At 68.4% G+C, this 22599-nt stretch carries 23 protein-coding genes and 2 pseudogenes; 13 read left to right on the top strand and 12 right to left on the bottom strand.

Annotated features, from left to right (window positions below; all coding sequences use genetic code 11):
• Positions 1-9: 9 nt before the first annotated feature.
• From JOF29_RS11885 to miaA, 3 genes are read right to left on the bottom strand one after another with little or no spacing between them, the layout of a single operon-like run.
• Positions 10-699 (bottom strand): hypothetical protein, encoded by a 690-nt coding sequence (locus tag JOF29_RS11885; RefSeq protein WP_209694250.1) that lies wholly within the window; start codon positions 697-699, stop codon positions 10-12.
• A gap of 8 nt (positions 700-707) precedes the next feature.
• Positions 708-1211, bottom strand: a complete 504-nt coding sequence (locus tag JOF29_RS11880) for a SigE family RNA polymerase sigma factor (RefSeq protein WP_209694249.1) — start codon at positions 1209-1211, stop codon at positions 708-710.
• Positions 1198-2169 (bottom strand): tRNA (adenosine(37)-N6)-dimethylallyltransferase MiaA, encoded by a 972-nt coding sequence (miaA, locus tag JOF29_RS11875; protein ID WP_209694248.1) that lies wholly within the window; start codon positions 2167-2169, stop codon positions 1198-1200. Before miaA ends, JOF29_RS11880 begins: the two co-directional genes overlap by 14 nt.
• 120 nt (positions 2170-2289) lie before the next feature.
• Between miaA and JOF29_RS11870 the strand changes: the two genes are divergently transcribed.
• Both JOF29_RS11870 and JOF29_RS11865 read left to right on the top strand, forming a co-directional pair.
• Positions 2290-2523 (top strand): hypothetical protein, encoded by a 234-nt coding sequence (locus tag JOF29_RS11870; protein WP_209694247.1) that lies wholly within the window; start codon positions 2290-2292, stop codon positions 2521-2523.
• A 122-nt stretch (positions 2524-2645) separates the two neighbouring features.
• Positions 2646-2885: an antitoxin gene (locus JOF29_RS11865; protein WP_209694246.1), complete on the top strand. Its 240-nt coding sequence runs from the start codon at positions 2646-2648 to the stop codon at positions 2883-2885.
• Between the two features lie 397 nt (positions 2886-3282).
• Here JOF29_RS11865 and JOF29_RS44430 read toward each other — a convergent pair whose 3' ends face one another.
• On the bottom strand, positions 3283-3405 hold the full coding sequence (locus tag JOF29_RS44430; protein ID WP_281067222.1) for a hypothetical protein: 123 nt from the start codon (positions 3403-3405) through the stop codon (positions 3283-3285).
• On the opposite strand from JOF29_RS44430, the gene JOF29_RS11860 reads away from it, so the two are divergent.
• Positions 3404-3973, top strand: coding sequence for a GNAT family N-acetyltransferase (locus JOF29_RS11860; RefSeq protein WP_209694245.1), 570 nt, complete (start codon positions 3404-3406; stop codon positions 3971-3973). The two genes, JOF29_RS44430 and JOF29_RS11860, sit on opposite strands and share 2 nt — an antisense overlap.
• Here JOF29_RS11860 and JOF29_RS11855 read toward each other — a convergent pair.
• The 3 genes and pseudogenes from JOF29_RS11855 to JOF29_RS11850 form a co-directional block, all read right to left on the bottom strand.
• Entirely contained in the window at positions 3970-4884 is a 915-nt protein-coding gene (locus tag JOF29_RS11855; protein ID WP_245357548.1) for a hypothetical protein, read from the bottom strand. The genes JOF29_RS11860 and JOF29_RS11855 overlap by 4 nt on opposite strands.
• A pseudogene (locus JOF29_RS45910) lies at positions 4885-5028 on the bottom strand (DUF4236 domain-containing protein); the annotation flags it as partial. It abuts the gene before it with no gap.
• 123 nt (positions 5029-5151) lie between these two features.
• The gene (locus tag JOF29_RS11850) at positions 5152-7059 is read right to left on the bottom strand and encodes a hypothetical protein (protein ID WP_344749732.1); all 1908 of its coding nucleotides are present in this window, start codon (positions 7057-7059) and stop codon (positions 5152-5154) included.
• Between JOF29_RS11850 and JOF29_RS42930 the strand changes: the two genes are divergently transcribed.
• The 4 genes and pseudogenes from JOF29_RS42930 to JOF29_RS11835 all read left to right on the top strand — a co-directional run bounded on the left by JOF29_RS42930 (position 7030) and on the right by JOF29_RS11835 (position 11422).
• Positions 7030-7332 (top strand): hypothetical protein, encoded by a 303-nt coding sequence (locus tag JOF29_RS42930; protein ID WP_245357546.1) that lies wholly within the window; start codon positions 7030-7032, stop codon positions 7330-7332. The two genes, JOF29_RS11850 and JOF29_RS42930, sit on opposite strands and share 30 nt — an antisense overlap.
• A gap of 77 nt (positions 7333-7409) precedes the next feature.
• Positions 7410-8348: pseudogene (locus JOF29_RS11845) on the top strand (integrase core domain-containing protein); the annotation flags it as partial.
• A gap of 732 nt (positions 8349-9080) precedes the next feature.
• Entirely contained in the window at positions 9081-9533 is a 453-nt protein-coding gene (locus tag JOF29_RS11840) for an NUDIX hydrolase (RefSeq protein WP_209694243.1), read from the top strand.
• Positions 9534-9574: 41 nt separating this feature from the next.
• Positions 9575-11422, top strand: coding sequence for a LamG-like jellyroll fold domain-containing protein (locus JOF29_RS11835; protein ID WP_245357545.1), 1848 nt, complete (start codon positions 9575-9577; stop codon positions 11420-11422).
• Between the two features lie 111 nt (positions 11423-11533).
• Here JOF29_RS11835 and JOF29_RS11830 read toward each other — a convergent pair whose 3' ends face one another.
• The gene (locus tag JOF29_RS11830; protein WP_209694242.1) at positions 11534-12199 is read right to left on the bottom strand and encodes a phosphotransferase; all 666 of its coding nucleotides are present in this window, start codon (positions 12197-12199) and stop codon (positions 11534-11536) included.
• The gene (gene miaB / locus JOF29_RS11825; RefSeq protein ID WP_209694241.1) at positions 12196-13668 is read right to left on the bottom strand and encodes a tRNA (N6-isopentenyl adenosine(37)-C2)-methylthiotransferase MiaB; all 1473 of its coding nucleotides are present in this window, start codon (positions 13666-13668) and stop codon (positions 12196-12198) included. The genes JOF29_RS11830 and miaB overlap by 4 nt, the downstream gene beginning before the upstream one ends.
• A 100-nt stretch (positions 13669-13768) precedes the next feature.
• On the opposite strand from miaB, the gene JOF29_RS11820 reads away from it, so the two are divergent.
• The 5 genes from JOF29_RS11820 (at position 13769) to JOF29_RS11800 (ending at position 18794) form a co-directional block, all read left to right on the top strand.
• A complete protein-coding gene (locus JOF29_RS11820) occupies positions 13769-15301 on the top strand; it encodes an amidohydrolase family protein (protein ID WP_209694240.1) in 1533 nt (510 codons plus the stop codon).
• 170 nt (positions 15302-15471) lie between these two features.
• Positions 15472-16200 carry an amino acid ABC transporter ATP-binding protein gene (locus JOF29_RS11815; protein WP_209696090.1) on the top strand — a complete coding sequence of 243 codons (729 nt, stop codon included), beginning with the start codon at positions 15472-15474 and terminating at the stop codon, positions 16198-16200.
• Between the two features lie 59 nt (positions 16201-16259).
• Positions 16260-17183 (top strand): glutamate ABC transporter substrate-binding protein, encoded by a 924-nt coding sequence (locus tag JOF29_RS11810; protein ID WP_209694239.1) that lies wholly within the window; start codon positions 16260-16262, stop codon positions 17181-17183.
• 85 nt (positions 17184-17268) lie between these two features.
• Positions 17269-17916 (top strand): amino acid ABC transporter permease, encoded by a 648-nt coding sequence (locus tag JOF29_RS11805; RefSeq protein WP_209694238.1) that lies wholly within the window; start codon positions 17269-17271, stop codon positions 17914-17916.
• Positions 17916-18794: an amino acid ABC transporter permease gene (locus JOF29_RS11800; RefSeq protein ID WP_209694237.1), complete on the top strand. Its 879-nt coding sequence runs from the start codon at positions 17916-17918 to the stop codon at positions 18792-18794. Before JOF29_RS11805 ends, JOF29_RS11800 begins: the two co-directional genes overlap by 1 nt.
• 41 nt (positions 18795-18835) lie before the next feature.
• On the opposite strand, the gene JOF29_RS11795 is transcribed toward JOF29_RS11800, so the two are convergent.
• Positions 18836-20125 (bottom strand): aspartate aminotransferase family protein, encoded by a 1290-nt coding sequence (locus JOF29_RS11795; RefSeq protein ID WP_209694236.1) that lies wholly within the window; start codon positions 20123-20125, stop codon positions 18836-18838.
• Between the two features lie 49 nt (positions 20126-20174).
• Here JOF29_RS11795 and JOF29_RS11790 point away from each other — a divergent pair, with 49 nt between their 5' ends.
• Positions 20175-21263, top strand: a complete 1089-nt coding sequence (locus JOF29_RS11790) for an LOG family protein (RefSeq protein WP_372446263.1) — start codon at positions 20175-20177, stop codon at positions 21261-21263.
• Here JOF29_RS11790 and JOF29_RS11785 read toward each other — a convergent pair.
• A complete protein-coding gene (locus JOF29_RS11785; RefSeq protein WP_209694234.1) occupies positions 21256-21708 on the bottom strand; it encodes a GNAT family N-acetyltransferase in 453 nt (150 codons plus the stop codon). The two genes, JOF29_RS11790 and JOF29_RS11785, sit on opposite strands and share 8 nt — an antisense overlap.
• A 26-nt stretch (positions 21709-21734) precedes the next feature.
• On the bottom strand, positions 21735-22586 hold the full coding sequence (pdxY, locus tag JOF29_RS11780) for a pyridoxal kinase PdxY (protein WP_209694233.1): 852 nt from the start codon (positions 22584-22586) through the stop codon (positions 21735-21737).
• Between the last annotated feature and the right edge of the window lie 13 nt (positions 22587-22599).

The raw sequence follows: 22599 nt of genomic DNA, 5'->3' as shown, positions 1-22599 counted from the left end.
TAGGTCTTCTTACCGCACGGTGCAGGAGTCGAGGAAGCGTTGGACCGCGTCGTCCGGCCATTCGACCGTGCCGGAAGGGAACGACACCAGCAGCCACTGGCTCGGAAGCTTCACCTGCGCGGTGAGGCGGCCGTCGAGGGTGCCGATGTGGAAGGTCTTGCCGCCCGCGTCGGTGACCCGCGGGTGCGACAGGGCGCGCGCCTGCGGGGCCGCCTGCAGGATCACCTTCGCCGCGGTGTCCGCGGTCCGCATCTCCGGCTGCGACAGCACCACGTGGCTGGCCGCGATCGGCGACTCGGCCGTCCAGCCCTTCGGGGCGAGGCTGCAGTCGATCGTGCTCCACGGCTGCTGGTTCGCGACCAGCTCGACGACCGGCGCACCGAACTCCGAGATCGTCCGGTTCGAGCTCGGCCGGGCCGGCGGTGCGGACGACGGGTTGGCGGCCGAGGCGACGGTCTCCGGCTGGACTGTCCCGCCGGCCACCTCGCTGCCGCTCCCCCACCACTTCACCTGGTTGCCGATCGCGAGCACGAGAGCCGATGCGGCCGCGATGCAGAGCACCCCGGTGACCCGGCGGCGGCGCTTGATCCGGCGCAGCGCGAGGCGGCCGCGGCTGACGTCCGCGTCGATGTCCGCGTCCGGCAGCCCGTCGGCCGCGCGGTCCGCGAATCCCTCCAGCAGTTTCTTGACCTCGTCCATCGGCGGTCTCAGCTACTCCCCGTCTCTTCCGTCATCAGTTCCTTGAGGCGTTTCAGCGCCTTCGCTGTCTGGCTCTTCACGGTGCCTTCGGTGCACTCCAGGATGCGCGCGCAGGTCGCGACGTCGAGGTCCTGGAAGTACCGCAGCACCAGGACCGCCCGCTGCCGCGGCGCGAGGTCCAGCAGCGCGTCCCGGACCGCCAGGGTGTCCGCCTGGTCCGGTACGTCGCTCAGTCGCGGCTCGAGCGTGTCCGCGGTCACCACCTCCGGGTGGCGGCCGGCCCGGCGGCGTTCGTCGAGGAAGGCGTTGACCAGGATGCGGTGGGCGTACGGGCCGGCGCCTTCGTGCTTGATCCGGTGCCAGTGCACATAGACCCGCGTGCAGGCGGTCTGGACCAGATCCTCGGCGGTGTGCACATCTCCCGCGGTGAGCAGCAACGCCGTACGCATCAGTCGAGTGCGGTCCGCGATCAGGTACTCGCGGAACTCGGCCTCACGGTCACCCCCTCGCATCGACGATCCCGGTGTTCACCTCGACTACGCCGGCGGCGGGCTCGCGGTTGCCTCCGGCTATCACTTCGAGTGCCCGCGCGAGCAGGTCGGGCGCATCGTACGGCAGCCAGGTGATGCGTTGGTCCTTACGGAACCACGAGTCCTGCCGGCGCGCGAACCGGCGGGTGGCCTGCGCGGTCCGTTCCCGGGCCTGGGCTTCGTCGATCTCACCGTTCAGCAACGCGATCACCTGCGAGTATCCGAGTGCGCGGTTGGCGGTCTTGCCCTCAATCAAACCCTTGTCCAGCAGACCTCGCACCTCGGCCACGAATCCGGCGTCGAACATCCGGTCCACCCGGCGGTCGATCCGCTCGTCGAGAACCGGCCGCGGTACGTCGAGCCCGAGCTGGATCGCGCCGTCGTACACGTAGCGGTGCTCGGGCAGCGTCGCGACGTACGGGCCGCCGGTGATCTCGACGACCTCGAGCGCCCGGACGATCCGGCGGCCGTTGCTCGGCAGGATCTGCGCGGCCGCCGTCGGGTCCACCTCGGCCAGCCGTTGATGGAGGGCGCCGGAGCCGTGCGCCTCCAGCTCGGCCTCCAGGCGGGCGCGTACGTCGGGGTCGGTGCCAGGGAACACGAAGTCGTCGAGGATCGCCCGCACGTACAGCGCGGAGCCGCCGGCCAGGACCGGCACCCGTTGCCTGTTCAGGCAGTCGTCGATCGCGGCCCGGGCGAGCTCCTGGAACTCCGCGACGGTCGCGGTCTCGGTGACGTCCAGGATGTCCAGCAGATGATGCGGTACGCCGCGGCGCTCGGCGTCGGTGATCTTCGCCGTACCGACGTCCATCCCGCGGTACACCTGCATGGCGTCGGCGTTCACGACCTCGCCGCCCAGGCGCTCGGACAGGGCAACGGCGAGGTCGGACTTGCCGGCCGCGGTGGGACCGACGACCGCGACGACGAGTGGTGCAGGCATCGCTCCAGTCTGGCAGTGCCGGATTCAGAGTTCGCCAAGAGGTGCAGACCAGTCTTGTGGATGACCCGGAAAGTTCGGTAGGAACCATGGGGTTGTGACATTTCTACGGGAGGACATCAAGTGACGAATCCGTTCGACGAAGAGTCGGCGAAGGACCAGCCCGAGGACGCCGAGAACCTGACCGCCGCCAAGAAGAGCGGTGGTGACATCGAGTCGCGCAAGAGCGGGGGCGACATCGAGCTCGCGGCCGACGGCAAGCCGGGCGACGGCACCGACTCCGGGGGCGACATCGAGTCCGGCGGGGACATCGAGTCCGGCGGCGGGACCACGGACAGCGGCGGCGACATAGAGTAGTAGCCGTTTCCGCATCGTTACGGGTACGGCACTCGCGGCGGTTCCCCAGTTCCGGTAGGCAGTGCGAAGATCGCCGCTAGCTGTCTGTAAGCACCTAACTACGCAGGAATGGGAGCCCCGTGATGGGCATCTTCGACAAGTTCAAGGGCAAGGCCGAGGAGCTGAAGGACAAGGCCGCCGATCTGGTCGACGGCCACGGCGACAAGGTCGGCGAAGGCCTGGACAAGGCCGGTGACTTCGTCGACGAGAAGACCGGCGGCAAGTACGGCGACCAGATCGACACGGGCGTCGAGAAGGCCAAGGACGGCCTGGACAACCTGGACGGCCAGAACGACGACATCCCGGACAAGCCGTCCGCCTGACGATGCACCCGGGAGGGGCCGCAAGCCCGGAGCTTGCGGCCCTTCTTCGTGCCCTAGCATGAACGGCCTTCAGTTGACTGCGCTCGGGTCCGCGACGCCGTACCCGGCCGCCGCCAACCCGTGCTCCGGCTACCTGGTGACCGCCGGCGACACGCGCATCTGGATGGACGCCGCCACCGGCACCCCTCGGACCGCTGCAACGCCTCACCCGGCTGGACGAGCTCGACGCGCTCTGGATCTCACACCTGCACGCCGACCACAGCGCCGACCTGCTGACGGCGTACTACGGCGCGCTGTACGCGGACCTGACGCCCGACGACGGTCGGCGCTGTCCAGCTGACGTCGCGCTGTGGAGCACGGGCTGCCCGCGTTCGCTGTCCGGCTGGAGGCCAGCGGCTCACTCGTGTACTCCGGGGACACGGTACGACGGATCGGTCGAGTACGCCGCACCTGGGTCGACGTACACGATCTGAGGTTTCCGGACGCGGATCGTCCGGATGCCGTCGTACGCTCGCCACATGGTCGAAGGGCTGACTGTCCGGGCGCTGTCGCCCGATACCTGGGACGCGTTCGCGGCGCTCGCGGAACGGCACAACGGGGTCTGGGGCGGCTGCTGGTGCACGTGGTTCCACACGACGCGCCACGAGAAGACGTTCGACGCGTCGAGCAACCGTGAGGCGAAGCACCGCCTGGTCGTCGACGGGCGGGCGCATGCGGCGTTGGTGTTCGACGGGGGGCGGGCCGTCGGGTGGCTCGAGTACGGGACGCCGGACGAGCTGCCGAACATCTACCACCGCAAGGAGTACGAAGCCGGCCTGGAACGTCTGCCCGACTACCGCCTCACCTGCTTCTTCACCGACCGCAACTACCGCCGCCAAGGCGTCTCCACCGTCGCCCTGACGGGAGCCCTCTCCCTGATCGCCCAATCCGGCGGCGGCCTGATCGAGGCCTACCCCCAAGACACAGCCGGCAAGAAGATCACCGCCTCCTTCCTCTACAACGGCACCCGCACCCTCTTCACCGAAGCCGGCTTCACCTACCAACGCCCCAAGGGCAAAAACCACTGCGTCATGACAAAAACGCTCTAACCCGGCACCCGAGGCACGGCAGCCAGCACCTCTGCGAGGTGCGCCGCGGCCTGCGCGCGAGAGATCTGCAGCCGCCAGTCCAACCCCTCAAGGCTGCTGAGGTCGACCTGGCCGTACAGCATGACCGGAAGCACCGGATTATTGGAATACCGACGGTCAGGACCACCTTTGACGTTGACGTACTGCCATGTCTGATCGACCTGTTCAGCATCCTTCGGGAGATGCCCCGGCGTCTCGATGAAGCGCTGCCGGTATCCGTCGGCACGGAGGTGGGAGTAACTCACGTCGCTGTAACGCTTGTGATCGCAGACCAGAACACGGTCCGGAAGAAAGTACAGACTGGATTTGCCGGCAGTAAGAGACGGAACCACGATGTTCGTCGCAAGGTGGCGTGGACCTTTGAGACCGGCAACGGCAGACAACCTGCTGACGAGGTTGCTGGCACCGGCGTTGGTCTTGTGCTGATAGGTGGTCTGAACGCGGCCGTTCTGCACTTCTCGCCAGAGCTTGGCCGACTGCGTCAGCCATGGCCACATACCGACGAACGAATCGAACCAAGCAGCCGGCTGGTCGTTGACGTCATAGAACAGGACGACGGTCCTGCGCGCCTTGTCCCGAAGGAACAGCCACCAGCACAGTGGGATCGCCAGCAACCACACCATCACCCCGAAGGGCATCGTCAAGAGGCCCAGAACGAAAGCCACAATCGTCGTTGGCCAGCCCCACCCGTGCCGCGCCGCAGCCGCGTTCAACTGCCGGACGATGTCTCCGCTCCCGGTCGGCACAAGGGCCATCGACGTCAGCCCCGTAGCGTCCTCCATCTCAACCCGAGCCGACTCTCGGACGACCGGCACAGCTGCTCGGGGAGGCTGCACGTTCGGCGCGGGCGACAACGTCGCCCGGTAGCTCACGCCGGAGCCACCGATACGGACGTAGTTGCCACGCGGCCCACTTCCGACTCGGAAGCCTGGCACGCCCGCACTGACTCCAAGCCCGGACTTGCCCACCGAGAATCGAAACGGCCCAGCCTTGACGGAACTCCGAACGTAGAACACACGCACCCCCAGATCCGACGCCTCCCTACACAGAGCAACGACGAGCCGCGCGTGATACCCGGATCGACCGGTCAGCCCCCGCGTCACGGCCTACGGCGCCGAAGGCGCCTCGTCGCGGGGCCTTCAGCTGCCGCTCCGTCCAGATGTGAGCCGGTGGGTTCCGGTGTGGTCGACCAGGAAGACGAACCCGTGAGGGCTGATCCACTCGATCCCTCCACCGGGCAGGCGCCGGTTCCGCCAGCCGCCGAAGGTTTTGGCGCGGTGGTGAAGTCGCCCTTGCGGTATGAGGTTGTCAACACCGGTCTGCCCGGTCTGCCCGGTCTGCCCTGGCGATCCGGTCGGTGCCGGTGGTCTGGCACCTCCAGGCATACCTGTCCGACTGGCTGGACTCGCTGGACTGGTGGAGTCGAATCGTCCACCAGTGCCGAATCCGCCGACATGGCGCATGCGGCTGGGGTGAACCGGGCTGGTGTTGCCCGGACCGAGGTCGTCCGGTCTCAGGTCGTCCAGGTTGGCGTCCCCCGGGGCGGCGTGGCCTGGGGTCACGTGGTCTGGGGTCGCGTGGTTGTACGGGGTGATGTGGTCGAGGTCCATTCGGGGTGTTGCCTCGGCGGCGCCGTACGGGAACATCTCGACGGGATGTCGTAGCCGCACTCGTTCGCGGATCCGGTCGGGGATCTCGTAGTTGTGGACGCTGACTTGGTCGTGCAGGTCGATGACGGGTTTGACGATCACCTGGTCGTGTCCGAGCAGTTCGCTCAGTTGGCCAGCGAGTAGTGGCCCGTGTTCTTCGACTCGGAGTACGCCGGTGCCGGTGGCGAGGGTCTTGTCGGTGAGGTGCACGTACAGCGTGTGCCGTGTCCGCGGCCCACTGCCCGCGGCGAGGCCGGTGCTGTCGCGTTTGATGGCGGCCAGCCGTGCCTCGAGGGTGTCCGCCAGCGCCAGTCGCGTAAACGCGTGCCCAGCACCCGCACCGTCCAGATCGCTCACATCGTCCGCACCGTCCGCACCGTCCGCACCGTCCGCACCGTCCGCACCGTCCGCACCGTCCGCACCGTCCGCACCGTCCGCACCGTCCGCACCGTCCGCACCGTCCGGGTCGTCCGGGTCGTCCGGGTCGTCCGGGTCGTCCGGGTCGTCCGGGTCGTACCGACTGTCCAGGTCATACCGAATGTCGTCGTACGGGTCATACCGACTGTCGTCGTACGGACTGTCGTCGTCGCGCGTACCGTCAGTGCCACGGGTGTCGTCCGCGGCGGACGCGCCGTATGCACTGTCCGCGCTGCATGCACTGTCGATGTCATCGATGTCATCAGCGGCTGGGGCGTACCCCTCGTACTCGTCGGGGTGATCGGTCGTGGCCGGGTCGTCACCGACAGCCTCGGCATCGTGCGGCGGCTCGCCGTACGAGACGGGCTCGCCCGCAGTGACGGCTTCGTCTTCAGCCACTGCCTCGCCGCGGTCGTGCTGGGCGGAGTGGGCTGCTGGGTCCGGTGCGGACTGTGGCGGCTTGGTTGTTTGCGTGCGGGCGAGGTGGCGGGCAACGTGGAGGAGTTTGTCGGCAGCGGCGGGGTCGGAGATCCAGTCGACGGCTTTGGCGCGGCGTTCGTCGAGGGTGTCGGTGTCGCCGAGGGTCTTCAAGGCGTTGGCGAGGTCGTCGATGGTGGCGTCGAAGCGGATGACGGCGCCGGTCGCGGCGCGGATCCAGATGCGTTTGGTGCCGTGGTCGTCGTCGGGGTCGGATTGGGCGACGAACACGCCGCGGGTTTTGGCGGTGGCTTCGGCGGCGGCCTGGGCCCGTTCGGGGTCGGCTGCCCAGACCGCGGCGGTGACGATCTTCTTCAGCCGGCCGGGGGTCACGGTGTTGACGATGCCGGCGACGTGGCTGTCGACGATTGCGGCGGCCTCGATCGACAGGCTCAGGCAGGCGTGGGCGATCTTGCGGGCACGCCAGGCGACCGCGTTCCCGGACAGCACCGCAGCCCAGACCCGCGGGAGGCGGTGCCGCAGGGCGAGGGCTTCGCCGAGCAGGGAGGCGGCGGCGCCGGAGGAGATGCCGAGGACTGCGCCGAGCTCGATCGTGGCGAACTCGGCGACGCCGGGGCAGCCTTCGCCGCCGTAGACGCGCAGTCGTTCGTAGCCGGGGAGCGGGTCGCGGCCGGGCCATTCGACGATGGCATTGCGGTCGGCGAAGACGAGGGTGGTGCGGAGGATGCCGACGGCGGCTTGTTCTTGATCGTGGGCGTACTCGGCGGCCGCGGCGAGCAGGTCCGCGGTCGAGAGATGTTATGTCTCAGGACATAGGTGACAGTTCTGCATCAGGACATCGGTGACACTGCAAGGATTCTTGGTGGTGACACTTCCGCCCCGAGGCTCGGGCGGTGGCTGCCAATGAACCCATCGATCCTCGTGTCCGTCTCGCGATCACGCAGTGGCCGTCTGATGCGCCTCGCGGGGCGGTCTCGACGTTCTGCGCCGAGCACGGCATCTCGCGCAAGACGTTCTACGAGATCCGGCGGCGCGCCCTGGCTGACGGGCCCGCGGCAGCGTTGGAGCCGAGGTCGCGGCGACCGAAGTCGAGCCCGTCGAAGCTGACCGACGAGGTCGAGCGGCAGGCGATCGGGGTCCGGGCTGCACTCGAGCAGTCGGGGCTGGACTGCGGCCCGATCAGCGTGCACGACAAGATGCACGCAATGGGCCTGGACCAGGTGCCGTCGGTCGCGTCACTGGCCCGGATCTTCCGGCGGGCCGGCGTGGCGCGGCTGGAACCGCGCAAGAAGCCGAGGGCGGCATGGCGCCGGTTCGTGTATCCAGCCCCGAACGCCTGCTGGCAGCTCGACGCCACCGAGTACGTGCTCACCCGCGGGCGCAAATGCGTGATCTTCCAGCTCATCGACGACCACTCCCGCTACGCACTCGCCTCCCACGTCGCGTGGGGCGAGACCGCCGAGGCCGCGATCGTCGTGTTCGACAAGGCCATGACCGCTCACGGCGTGCCGCAACGGCTGCTGTCCGACAACGGGATCGCGCTCAACCCGTCACGCCGCGGACTCCTGGGCCAACTCGTCGTCCACGTCATGGCCCTCGGCGTCGAACCGATCACCGGCAAGCCCTACAAACCCACCACCCAGGGCAAAAACGAACGCTTCCACCAGACCCTGTTCCGCTACCTCGACAAACAGCCACTCGCCGCCGACCTGGACCAGTTACAGACCCAGGTCGACGCCTTCGACCACATCTACAACACCCAACGTCCCCACCAAGGCCTACCCGGCCGCATCACACCACTGACCGCCTGGCAGACCACCGCGAAGGCCGAGGCACCCCGCCCCACCCACGACCTGATCCGCCGTCCCGCCAGCCGGCCCCGACCCGCCCCCGCACCAGCACCCACAGACCTGCCCGACGACACCGTCGTGAAGACGCTGACCAGCAACGGCGCCCTCTACCTGGACAAGACCCAGTACATGGTCGACGGGCGACGAGGCTTCCAGCACGTCCTCGTCATCACCAACGGCAACAAGACCGGCGACACGATCACCGTCACCGACCTCCAAGGCGAGATCCTCATCGAACACACCCGACCCGCACCCGGCACCGCCTACGTCGGCAACGGCAGACCACCCGGACCACACACCGACAAACCCCAAACGTCACCGAAGTCCTGAGACATCGACTGTCACCGATGTCCTGATGCAGAACTGTCACCGAAGTCCTGAGACATCACATCCGCGGTCGAGAGATCGTCCAGATCAGTATCAAACATGTGTTCTATTGTAGATCACGACATGGTCACAGGCAAATCGGCGACGGCCCGACTGATGGGCCGGAATCCCTTACCAGCAAGGAGAATCTCGCTGGTGACGGCCTGCTGGCGAGTGGTCCTCGCGGACATGCGCCTGACCGTTTGCATCGTCGCACGCGGCGCGGCCAGATCACATTCGACGCCACCTCACGCGCACCCCGCCGAAGGCGGCAACAGACAGCCGCCGCGCAGCGGTGTCCCTTGGGCGGGCGGCTGGGTGTCGGTGGAGGTGTTTAGGGTCTGGGGTATGGATCGGTTTCGGGTGGTGCCTGCGGCTTATGTGGTCGTGCGGCGGGGGGATGAGGTGTTGTTGTTGCTGCGGGCCAACACCGGGTACATGGATGGGTACTGGGCGGTTCCTGCGGGTCATGTCGAGCAAGGTGAGTCGGCGGTGGCGGCGGCGGTGCGGGAGTTGAAGGAGGAGGTCGGGATCGAGGTCGACCCGGCGGAGCTGGTGGCGGTGACGGCGATGCACCGGACCGGTGGGAACGGGGATCCGATCGACGAGCGGGTGGACTTCTTCTTCACGACCGACACGTGGACCGGCGAGCCGACCATCATGGAGCCGGACAAGGCGGCCGGGCTCGGGTGGTACTCGCTGGACGACCTCCCCGACCCGCTCGTGCCGCACGAGGCGCGGGTGCTCGGGTCGTTGAAGGCCGAAGCACTTCCCGCGGTGATCGTCCAGGGTTTCGCCTGAGTTCACCACCGGGGCGCCTGCCGCGCTCTACAGTGCCCACGTTGTCAACGGACTGGGAGCGTGGGGCGATGGACGAGCAGTACGGCGGTACGAGTCGGCGCGGGTTGCTGGGCGCAATCGGGGCGGGTGCTGTGCTCGCATCGGGCACCCTCAGCGCCGGGAACGCCGCAGCCACCGGACCAGCACAAGCAGCACAAGCAGCACGCAGGATCGACACCGAGCACCCGCAGTTCACGCTCGCGGTCGTCCCGGACACGCAGTACCAGTTCGACCAGGACCGCGGTGACGCCGCGCCGCTGACCGCGACGTTCAAGTACCTGATCGACCAGCGCGCCGAACAGAACATCGTGTTCATGGCGCACCTCGGCGACGTCGTCGAGAACGCGCAGGCGAGCGAGTTCGCGAAGGCGGACCCGGTTTTCAGGATCCTCGACCGCGCCCGCTTCCCGTACTCGGTGCTGGCCGGCAACCACGACATCGACGGCTCGAAGGACGACACCCGCGGCCCGTCGCCGTACCTGGACACGTTCAGCCCGCAGCGGTTCCGCTGGATGCCGACGTACGGCGGATCGACCGCGAACGGGTACAACTCGTACCACGTGTTCCGCGCCGCCGGCCGCCAGTGGTTGCTGCTGGCAATGGACTGGCGCCCGTCGGACGCGAGCTTCGCCTGGGCGCGCGCCGTCATCGCCCAGCATCCGAAGCTCCCGGTGATCCTCACCATCCACGAACTCGTGAACGCCGACCACGGCAACCCGGTGGCGTACTTCAGCGACCACGGCAACCGCGTCTGGGAGCAGCTCGTCGACGACAGCGACCAGATCTTCCTCACGCTCAACGGGCACTACTGGCCGCCCGGCCGGGTCACCCGGAAGAACGCCGCGGGCAACGACGTGCACCTGCACATCACCAACTACCAGGACCGGTACTACGGCGGCTCCGGCATGGTCCGGCTGTACCACTTCGACCTGGCCCGGAACACCATCGACGTCGAGACGATCTCGCCGTGGATCATGGCCCAGGACCCGGCCCGGCGCAACGAACTGGCCGAGGCGGAGATCGAGCTGAGCGACGACACCAACCGGTTCGGCATCCCGATCGACTTCGCCCGGCGGTTCGCCGGGTTCGCCCCGGAGCCGGTCCGCCCGGCACGTCCGGCGAAGCAGCTCGTGATCCCGGGTACGGCGGCGTACTGGCGCTTCGACGGACCGGTCGCGGACAAGGTGGTCGACCAGTCCGGGCAGGGCAACGACCTGACCCGGGTGCAGCTCAGCAACGACCTGCCGACCGCGTCCACGGAGTACCACCCGGACCAGCCGGGGCACGCGAGCTGGCAGTTCCGCGGCGGGAAGAACCCGGCGCGCGGCGGGTACCTGAAGACCGCCGACAACGCGCCGCTGAACGCGCTGACGTTCCCGAAGGGGTACACGATCGAGGCGTTCGTGAAGCTCGCCGACGACGGGCAGGACCACTCGTGGGAGGGTCTGTTCACCCGGCTCGGCACCGGGCGCGACGCGGGCAAGACGGGGAGCGACCCGGACGAGCCGGCCGCCAAGCTCGGGTTCTCCGGCGGGCTGCAGGTGCAGTGGGCGGCGTACCCGGCGGACAAGAACGACACGTTCACCAACTGGGGTCACGAGCAGCAGGCGGGCGAGTGGTTCCACCTGGCGATCGTGAACGACGGTCGGCACAGCGTCGTGTACGTCGACTCCTCGGAGCTGCTGCGCAACCCGGCGACCCCGTCCAACGGGCTCGCGACGGCGGGCAAGCCGTGGCTGGTTGCGGCTGGCCACTACGCCAACAAGATCGACCAGGCGTTCGCCGGGAACATCGGCGAGCTCCGCGTCGTCACCCGTCCGCTCAAGCCGTCGGAGTTCCTGAACGCCTGAGCCGTACCGAAGAACGGGCAGTGGTCACGATCTGACGCCGCCGAGCGGCCCGCTCTACGCTGCGGGCCGGCTGCGCAGGCAGACCACTGCCCGTTCTTCGGTACGCACCGCTCACAGGTGGGCGCGGATCAGCGCTTCCTGAGCCGGTAGCAGTTCACGCTCCGCCGCAGTCAGCGTGCGGTTGGCCGCGCGGCGGGCGAGGGCGGCGTCGAGGCCAGGGGTCGGGTCGATCGAGTTCGCCAGGTACGTCGCCAGCGCGTCGCGGAGCAGCGTGTTGAGGTCCGCGTACGAAGGGTCGAGCGCCACCTGCGCGAAGATGATCGCGGACATCGCGATGTCGAACTCCGCGATCCCCTCCTCGGCATCCCGCCAGTCGATCACGACCGGCCCGTCCGGCGTGGAGATCACGTTCAGCGGGTGCAGGTCGCCGTGCACCACGACCAGCCCCGGCGTACCGCTCGGCGCCGGGATCGACTGCAGCCGGCGGTGCAGGTCAGCATGCAGCAGCCCGATGTCGGTCGCGGTCAGCTCGCCCGCGATCGCGGCCTCGCCGAGCGTCGGCCCCTCGAGCCGCTGCACGACCATGTCGGCGCCGTCCACCTCGCGGACCACCGGCACCGGATACCCGTACTGCGCCACGTGCCGCATGAAGTCGGCCTCGTCGCGGACCGGGTGCCCGTTCCGGTACCGCCGCAGGACCCAGTCCTCGTCGATCGCGTAGATGTCCGCGTCCCGCCCGAACGCGAACGGCTCGGCATCGGGGGCGAGCAGGCTCATCCGACCTGGCAGCCGCCGGCTGCGGGCTCCATCGGCTGGGCGCCGATCGTTGGCATGCCGAGCATGACGCCGGGCGTGGCGGCCGGTACTCCCTGGACGCGTTCCCACGCGTCGCCGGCGCGGGTCCGGCGTACCGCACCGAACACGTCGGCGACCAGGTGGTGCGGAGCGGCGTACGTGATCTCGACCGTTGCCATGTCACCCGGTCGCGGCGCCTCGACACCTTCCGGTACGGCGAAGTGGACGAGCCGGTTGTCCGCGCCGCGGCCGCTGAGCCGGTGGGTGGAGGCGTCCTTCCGCCCCTCCCCCTCGGCGACGAGGACCTCGACCGAACGCCCGACGAGCACCTTGTTCTCGCCCCAGGCCATGTCGTCCTGCAGTGCGACGAGCCGCTCGTACCGCTCCTGGACGACGTCCCGCGGGATCTGGTTCTCCATCGACTCGGCCGGCGTCCCGGGACGCTTCGAGTACTGGAAGGTGAACGCGCCCGCGAACCGCGCCTGCCGGACCACGTCGAGGGTGCCCTGGAAGTCCTCCTCGGTCTCCCCCGGGAACCCGACGATGATGTCGGTGGTGATCGCGGCGTCGGGCATGGCCGCCCGCACGTCTTCGATGATCTTCAGATAACGGTCCCGCCGATACGAACGGCGCATCGCCTTCAGTACGGCGTCCGAGCCGGACTGCAGCGGCATGTGCAGCGAAGGCATCACGTTCGGCGTCTCGGCCATCGCCTCGATCACGTCCGCGGTGAAGTCCCGCGGATGCGGCGAGGTGAAGCGGACCCGCTCCAGGCCGTCGATCGAGCCGCACGAACGGAGCAGCTTCGAGAACGCGAACCGGTCGCCGAACTCCACGCCGTACGAGTTGACGTTCTGCCCGAGCAGGGTCACCTCGAGCACGCCCTCGGCGACCAGCGCCTCGACCTCGGCGAGGATCTCGCCCGGCCGGCGGTCCTTCTCGCGGCCGCGCAGCGACGGCACGATGCAGAACGTGCAGGTGTTGTTGCAGCCGACGCTCACCGAGACCCAGGCGCTGTACGGCGACTCGCGGCGGGTCGGCAGCGTCGACGGGAACACCTCGAGCGCCTCGAGGATCTCGACCTGCGACTCCTGCTCGACCCGGGACCGCTCCAGCAGCGCCGGCAGCGACCCGATGTTGTGCGTCCCGAAGACCACGTCCACCCACGGGGCCTTGCGAACGATCGACGCCTTGTCCTTCTGCGCCAGGCACCCGCCGACGGCGATCTGCATGCCGGGCTTCTTGGCCTTCACCGGCGCCAGGTGCCCGAGGTTGCCGTACAGCTTGTTGTCGGCGTTCTCGCGGACCGCGCAGGTGTTGAAGACGACCACATCGGCGTCGTCGCCCTCCGGCGCGCGGACGTAGCCCGCATCCTCCAGCAGCCCGCGCAGCCGCTCGGAGTCGTGGACATTCATCTGGCACCCGTAGGTGCGGACCTCATAAGTACGCATGACAGCCACCAAGAGTACGTGCCGCGGTAGACATTTCCCTACCTGGGCCAACGGCCTGACCCCCCTGACCACCAAGCCCGCACGGACAATAGTGAGGGGCATGAACAGTTCTCGTCGTCAGTTTCTCGCCCGTACTGCCGCCGGCGCCGCGATCGTCGCGGGTGGCACGTTCACCACGACCTCCACGTCCCAGGCGAAGCCCGCGAAGCTCACCGCGCTCACCGCGCTGACCGGCGTCACGGTCATCGACGTCAGCACCGGGCGTCGGGACCCCAATCAAACAGTGCTGATCAGCGGCGAGCGGATCGTCGGGGTCGGGCGGTTTCCGGTGCCGCAGGGTGCGGTGGAGGTCGACCTGGCCGGCAAGTACGTCATCCCGGGCCTCGCCGACATGCACGTCCACAGCCTCGGCGACGAGCGGGTCTCGCCGCCCTTGTACCTCGCGAACGGGCTGACCACGGTCCGGGAGATGTCCGGTACGAACCCGGCGCTGTACGACTGGCGGGACCGGATCGAGGCGGGCACGCTGCTCGGTCCGCGGATGGTGGTCGCCAGCAACATCATCGACGGCGACCCGACGCTGTGGGACCCGAACCTGATCAAGGTGATCGTGGTCGACGGCGCCACCGATGCGAGGGCCGCCGTACGCCGGGTCAAGGCCGAGGGCGCCGACTTCGTCAAGGTGTACTCGCGGCTCAGCCGGGAGTCCTGGCTGGCGATCATCGACGAGGCCCGCAAGGTCGGCCTGACCGTGCACGGCCACGGGCCCGACGAGGTCACCTCGACGGAGGTCAGCAACCGCGGCCAGCGCAGCATCGAGCACATCCACTCGCTCGGCCTGGCGGTGTCCACCCGAGAGGCCGACGTACGGCGGATGGTGCTCGGGATCAAGGTCGCGAACGGCGACTACAACAGCTGGTTCCGGCAACTGCACCCGATCGAGTGGATCGCCGCGAACACGTACAGCCCGGCCCGCGCCGCCGACGTGTTCGGCACGCTGCGCCGTAACCGGACCCGGGTGACGCCGACGCTGACCATGCACAGGGTCCTCGACCAGATCGACTACACCCGGCTCGACCCGGCGCTGGCGAAGTACCTGAGCGCGGACTCGATCGGGACCTACGACTACGTGATCCAGACCATGTACGCCGCGAACCGCACCGCGGAGGAGATCTCCCACCAGCGCCAGATGTGGGCGTGGCGGCAGCGGTTCGTCCGGGAGCTGTTCGCGCACGACGTACCGGTCATGGCCGGCACCGATACGGGTACGCCGTACTCCGTGCCCGGGTTCGCGCTGCACGACGAGCTGGAGCACCTGGTCGGCGCGGGCGCGACCCCACGGCAGGCGCTGTACGCCGCGACGGTCGAGCCGGCCAAGTTCCTCGGGCGGACCGCGGACCTGGGCGCCGTACAAGCCGGGAAGATCGCGGACCTCGTCGTACTGGATGCGGACCCGCTGGCCGATATCCGCAACAGCCGCCGGATCGACACCGTGGTGACCCGCGGCCGGGTCATCTCCCCCGCCGCCCGGCGGCAGATGCTCGCCGGCGTCGAGGCCGCGGTCAAGGAGCCGCCGACGGCCGCGACCATCGCTGCAGGAGGCTGCTGCGGGACCGGCACAACCGGACACTGAAGCACAAACCCGGGCGGACGGTGATCAACAGGTCACAGTCCGCTCCGGTTTATTGCAGATCGTTACCACCGTGGAACCACCCGGGCCTGCGACCGCACCCCGGCCTCCGCTAAGTTCTGGCCATGAGCGATTCGGGCACCCTGGCGCAGGACACACGGAAAGCGGCCGGCCTGGTTGCGCTGACCGGCGTCAACAAACATTACGGCGATCTGCACGTCCTGAAGGACATCAACCTGTCCATCGACGAGGGCGAAGTAGTCGTCGTGATCGGCCCGTCCGGGTCCGGCAAGTCGACGCTGTGCCGCACGATCAACCGGCTCGAGCCGATCGACTCCGGCAGCATCACCCTGGACGGCCAGGCCCTCCCCAGTGAGGGTCGCGCGCTGGCCAAGCTGCGGGCCGACGTCGGCATGGTGTTCCAGTCGTTCAACCTGTTCGCCCACAAGACGATTCTGCAGAACGTGACCCTCGGCCCGACCAAGGTCCGCAAGGCGGACCAGAAGCAGGCCGAGAAGCGGGCAATGGAGCTGCTGGAACGGGTCGGCGTGGCAAGCCAGGCCGACAAGTACCCGGCCCAGCTGTCCGGGGGTCAGCAACAGCGCGTGGCGATCGCCCGCGCCCTGGCCATGGACCCGAAGGTGATCCTCTTCGACGAGCCCACCTCGGCGCTCGACCCGGAGATGATCCAGGAGGTACTCGAGGTGATGGTCGACCTCGCCAGGCAGGGCATGACGATGGTCGTGGTGACGCACGAGATGGGCTTCGCCCGGACCGCGGCGAACCGGGTGGTGTTCATGGCCGACGGCGAGATCGTCGAGGAATCCGATCCGGAGACCTTCTTCACGAGCCCGACCTCGAAGCGCGCCCAGGACTTCCTGGGCAAGATCCTCAAGCACTGAGCCGGCAGTCGCACTGCCCGCAGCCGTACCCAGCAACGAACCGAAGGGGAATCCTGATCATGAGAATGCGCACCCTCGTCTCCACGGTAGGCGTCGCAGCGCTCGCGCTGACCGCCGCCGCCTGTGGCAAGAGCGAGCCGAGCGCCGGGGGCAGTGGCGGCGGCAACGCCTCCGACTCGTGCGGCCAACTGCACAAGTTCACCACCGCGAGCGGCGTGGACGTAGCCGGCAGCCCGACCTTCACCAAGATCAAGTCCGCCGGCAAGCTGACCGTCGGCGTCAAGGCCGACCAGCCGAACCTCGGCTACAAGGACGCCAGCGGCAAGCGCTGCGGCTTCGACATCGAGGTCGCCCGGATGGTCTCGGCCGGCCTCGGCCTCGACCCCGACAAGGTCGAGTACAAGGAGATCCCGTCCGCGAACCGCGAGACCGCGATCGCCGGCGGTGAGATCGACTACTACGTCGGCACCTACTCGATCACCGACAAGCGCAAGAAGCAGGTCTCGTTCGCCGGCCCGTACTTCATCGCCGGCCAGGACCTGCTGGTCCGCAAGGACGACACCTCGATGGACGCCGGCAAGACCGCACTGAAGGGCAAGAAGGTCTGCTCGGCGACCGGTTCGACCCCGATCCAGCGGGTCAAGGACGAGCAGCTGACCGAGCCGAGCAACATCTCCGAGTTCAAGACCTACTCGGAGTGCGTCTCCCAGCTGCTGGACAAGAAGGTCGACACGGTCACCACCGACGACGCGATCCTCAAGGGGTACGCCGCCACCGCGCCCGACCAGCTCCGTGTGGTCGGCAAGCCGTTCAGCGTCGAGAAGTACGGCATCGGCCTGCCGCTGGCCGACAAGGCGCTGCGCGACAAGGTGAACTCCGTCCTGGCTGCCGGCGAGGCCGACGGCACCTGGAAGGCGATCTACGACGAGACGCTCGGCAAGTCGGGCTCGGACTCGACCCCGCCGCCGCTCGAGAAGTACTGATCCACCGACCGGCCGCGGCGTCCTGACACGGGCGCCGCGGCCGACTGTGTACCTGTACGGACCTGTAAGCAAGAGGAAGGTCGCGATGCTCTCGGTCCTCACCGACAACTGGAAACTGTTCGTCGACGGTTTCTGGACGACGATCAGGCTGTTCCTGGTCGCCGGGGTGTTCAGCCTGGTGCTCGGCACCGCGCTGGCCGGGTTCCGGGTCTCTCCGGTGCCTGCCCTGCGCGGATTCGGCACCGGCTACGTCAACATCCTGCGCAACACCCCGCTGACCCTGGTGTTCGCGTTCCTGGTCTTCGGCGCCCCGAAGATGCAGATCGAGCTTCCGTCGTACTTCTGGTCCGCGGTCACCGCGCTGACCATCTACACCTCGGCGTTCATCTGCGAGGTCGTCCGCTCCGGGATCAACACGGTCGCACCCGGCCAGAGCGAGGCCGCCCGCGCGGTCGGCATGACGTTCCTGCAGGTACTGCGGATCGTCGTGCTGCCGCAGGCGTTCCGGGCGATCGTGCCGCCGCTGACCAGCGTGCTGATCGCCCTGCTCAAGAACACCACGATCGCGGCGGGCTTCTCGGTCGCCGAGGCCGGGGCGATCCCGGCGGTGATGGCCGAGCGCGGTGAGAACCAGGTGCTGACCCTGGTCTGGATCACCATCGGCTTCCTGATCGCCATCATTCCCCTGGTCCTCCTGCAACGGTGGGCCGAACGACGGACGGCGGTGGCCTGATGAGTGCGGTCCTGTACGACGTACCCGGTCCGCGGGCGAAGGCGCGGAACCGGATCGCCAACGTCGTCGTCATCCTCCTGGTGCTGGCCGCCGTCGGCTGGGTCGTCTACCGGCTGAACGCCTCCGGGCAGTTCGAGAGCCGGCGCTGGATCCAGTTCCAGTACACGTCGATCCAGCAGCAGTTGCTCGACGGCCTGCTGAACACGCTCAAGGCCGCCGGACTGGCGACCGTCTTCGCGCTGATCCTCGGCGCGGTCCTCGCGGCCGCCCGGATCAGCGACCACAAGTGGGTCCGGGTGCCGGCCACGCTCGTGATCGAGCTGTTCCGCGCGATCCCGCTGCTGATCCTGATGTTCTTCTTCTACTACGGCAACCTGCAGTGGCAGCTCGGCATCGGGCCGTTCTGGGACGTCGTGTTCGGCCTGACCCTGTACAACGGTTCCGTGCTGGCGGAGATCTTCCGCGCGGGCATCGCCGCCGTACCGAAGGGTCAGCGGGAGGCATCGTACGCGCTGGGTCTGCGGAAGAACCAGGTGGTGCGGCTGGTGTTGTTGCCGCAGGCAATCAGCGCGATGCTGCCGGCGATCGTCAGTCAGCTCGTCGTGCTGCTGAAGGACACGGCGCTCGGCTTCATCATCACCTACGGCGAGCTGCTGTACGTCGCCAAGCAGATGGGCGGCCGGCTCCAGTACGGTTTCCCCTACATCCCGACGTACATGGTCGTCGCGGTGATCTACATCGGCCTGTGCTCGCTGCTCTCGCTGCTGGCCCGCTACCTCGAGGGCCGTTCGAGACGCCGCCGCAAGATCACCGGTGCACCGCCGCCCCTGCCGATCACCGATGCCGGGGACGCGACCCGCGAAATCGGCTTGTCGTAACACGAAGGGCCTCACCCGTTCAGGGAGAGGCCCTCGTCGATTCAGCGCAGGGTGTTGAAGGAGTCGCGGATGATCTCGAGGGCTTCCGCGGCTTCCTCTTCGGTCAGCGTCATCGGAGGCGCCATCCGCAGTACGTTGCCGTAGAGGCCGCCCTTGCCGATCAGCAGACCGCGGTTCTTGGTTTCCTGCTGGAGTTTGGCGGTGGTGGCCGGGTCGGGGGTGTCGTCGTCGGGTTTGACGATCTCGGTGGCGAGCATCAGGCCCTTGCCGCGGACGTCGCCGAGCTCCGGGAACTCGTCGGAGATGCCGCGCAGCCCGTCGGCCAGTTGAGCGCCGCGCTTGGCCGCGTTCGCCTGCAGGTCCTTGTCGAGCAGGTAGTCGATGGTCGCCTTCGCCGCGGTCGTCGAGATCGGGTTGCCGCCGAACGTCGACAGCGAGTTCGCCTTGATGCTGTCCATCAGGTCGCCGCGCGCGACCACCCCACCGATCGCGAACCCGTTGCCGAGCCCCTTCGCGAACGTCATCGCGTCCGGTACGACGTTGTGCGCCTGGATGCCCCAGAAGTGCTCTCCAGTCCGGCCCCACCCGGTCTGCACCTCGTCGGAGATGAACAGGATCCCGTACTCGTCCAGGACCTCCTTGAACGCGGCGTACAGCCCGTCCGGTGGCGAGGAGAACCCGCCGACGCCCTGGATCGGCTCCGCGATCAGGCACGCGACATCGCCCGAGGTCGTTGTCTCGATGACTTCGCGCAGGTCGTCGACGCAGACCTTGATGTACTCCGCGTCCGGCAGCTCGCGGAACGGGCTGCGGTACCGGTACGCGCCCTGCACGTACTGCACGTTCACCGGCGACAGGCTGCTCGCGGACCAGCCGCGGTTCCCGGTGATCGCCACGGTGCCGAACGCGCGGCCGTGGTACGAGTTGCGCATCGCGAGCACCTGGTTGGAGCGGCGCGCCTGGGTGGCGAGCAGCAGGGCCGTCTCGTTCGCCTCGGTGCCGGAGTTCGCGAAGAAGACCTTCGCGTCCGGGATCCCGGACAGCTCGGCGATCTGCTCGGCCAGCTCGATCTGTTTGCGGATCAGGTACACCGTCGAGGTGTGCGCGATCCCGGACCCGAGCTGCTCGCGGACGGCGTCGGAGATCTCCGCGATGTCGTACCCGATCGCGTTGGTCAGGATGCCGGCGAAGAAGTCGAGATAGGTGTTGCCCTCGCCGTCGGTCACCCGGCGGCCGGACCCCTGCACGATCTCGATCGGCTCCTCGTAGTACAACGCGAGCCAAGCAGGCATGACGGCCTTGTGACGCTCCCAGAGCTCCGCATGTGTCATGCCTAAGCATTACCTCAGCCGGCACCGGCCGTCCATTACTGTGCTCTCCGTGACGTTGCCGAGCATTCCGCATGTGGACATCGAGTCCCTGGAGCACTTCGACCGGCTGCTGGCCGCGGGGGCCACGTCGATGGCCGGCTGGCGGGTGCAGTCCGTCGATCTGACCCGTCGTACGGCGGAACTCCTCGGGCTGAAGCCGACCGGGTCGGTGTTTCTCGGCTGTGCGCTGGAGGAGAAGGCCGACGCCTGGATCCGGGACGGCGGCGGGCTGGTGTTCCCGGCGATCCCGGAGCTGCCGTTCGACGCGTACCGCGGGCGACTGTACGACGCCGATGAGCTGTACGCGGGTCTGGAGCACGGGTACGACGCCACGCCGGACGCCCAGATCTACGCGTGGTCCCGGCAGCACGACGAGAAGGGCGACACCGGCCGTACGCTCGCCGCCGCGCTGCACGACCACGCGATCGCCGATGCGTTGACCGAGCTGCCCTCCTCGATGCCTTGGGTCGGCGTGATGGGCGGGCACGGCGTACTGCGTGGTTCCGCGGACTACCGCTCCGCCGTCCTGCTCGGCCGTACGCTGGCCCGCCACGGTCGGATGGTCGTCACGGGTGGCGGTCCGGGCGCGATGGAGGCCGCCAACCTCGGGGCCTCACTTTCGGCGTACGCCGACGGGGCCGTGGAGGAGGTCCTGACCAGGCTGGCCGCCGTACCGTCCTTCCGCCCGTCGATCGCCGCGTGGGCTACGGCCGGCCTGGACGTACGACGGGACTTCCCGGGCGACGGTGGTGTGTCGATCCCGACCTGGTTCTACGGTCACGAGCCCCCGAACGTCTTCGCGTCCGCGATCGCGAAGTACTTCTCCAACGCGCAGCGCGAGGACATCCTGCTCAGCCACGCCCGCGGCGGCATCATCTACCTCCCCGGAGCGGCCGGCACCGTCCAGGAGGTCTTCCAGGCCGCCACCCCCAACTACTACGGCGACGCGGCCACCCAGATCCCGCTGATCCTGGTGGACGTCGACCACTGGACCACCAAGCTCCCCGTCTGGCCCCTCCTCCAGTCCTTGGCAGCCGACCGCCCCATGTCGGTCCACCTCGTCTCCACCATCGACGAGGCAGCCGAACTGGTCAGCTGAGCGTCCTCGTCAGCTTCACGTCCTCCTCGGCGAAGCCCAGGCGGCTGTAGAAGGCACGGGCGTTCGTGTTCGCGGCCCCTGTGTCGAGAGTGATGGCTGTGAGGCCCTGCTGCCTGGCGTGGTCAACAACCGCGTCCATCAGGGCCCGTCCCACGCCCCGTCCTTCGTGTTGCGGCGCGACCACGAGCTCACCGACGTACAGCTCCGGCTCTCCGGCCCAGTGCGTGCGCTCCTCGCCGGAAACGAACCCGACGACACCGTCCTCCTCGGCCACGAGCACGACCCGGCCCCGCTCGCTCGACCGCGCCAGCGCCTCGACAACCCAGCCGGTGGCGGCTGCGAGGACTCCGTCAGGTGACCGCCAGGGGGCGACCCCTTCCGCGAGCCGCGGCGCCAGCGCCAGAACCGCTGCGTGGTCTGCATCTTCGTACCGACGTACCTTCATGTGCCCAGTCTGTCGTGTCCGTGCGGTCAGGCGACCTGGCGTGGCTTGAACTGCAGCTGCGGGTTTGCGTATGCGTCCTGCGACTCGACCAGCTGCAGCTCGCGCTCCCCCGACTCGTGGGTGCGCGTGAGCAGCTCGAAGACGCTCGACGTGGTCCGCGCCAGCGCGTCCGCGAGATCGCCCGTACGGCGGTAGTGCGCCGTGAACAGTGCGGCCGTCACGTCGCCAGACCCGTTGGCCTTCATCGGGATGTACGGCGTCTCGACCAGCCACGCACCACTGTCGTCGACGGCCAGCATCTCGATCGTGCCGTCCTCGCGGTCGGGGCGCTCGACGCTGGTGACGAGCACCGTGCGCGGCCCGGTCGCGCGCGCCAGCTCCACCGAGGCCAGCGTCGACTCGAGCGTGTCCGGCTCGGTGCCGGTCAGGAAACCCAGCTCGAACTGGTTCGGCGTGATGATGTCGGCCGCCGGCACCACCCGATCGCGCAGCAGCACCGGGATCGCAGGCGCGACGAAGCAGCCGGACTTCGCGTTCCCCATCACCGGGTCGCACGAGTACACCGCCGCGGGGTTGGCCGCCTTCACACGCTGGACCGCCTCGAGAATCACCTCCGCGATCCCCTCACCGCCCTGGTACCCCGAGAGCACCACGTCGATCTGCGGAAGCACACCCCGGTCCTCGATCCCGCGCAGCACCTCGCGCACGTCGTCCGGGCTGATCATCGGCCCGCGCCATGCTCCGTAGCCGGTGTGGTTCGAGAAGTTCACCGTGTACACCGGCAGCACCTCGACACCGATGCGCTGAAGCGGAAACACCGCTGCCGAGTTCCCCACATGCCCGAAGGCAACCGCTGACTGAATCGAGAGGATCTTCACCGCCCGATCATCC

This window comes from Kribbella aluminosa (genome assembly GCF_017876295.1).
In the GTDB taxonomy this organism is placed as follows: Bacteria; Actinomycetota; Actinomycetes; order Propionibacteriales; family Kribbellaceae; genus Kribbella; species Kribbella aluminosa.
This window is presented reverse-complemented; position numbering and strand designations above follow the sequence as displayed.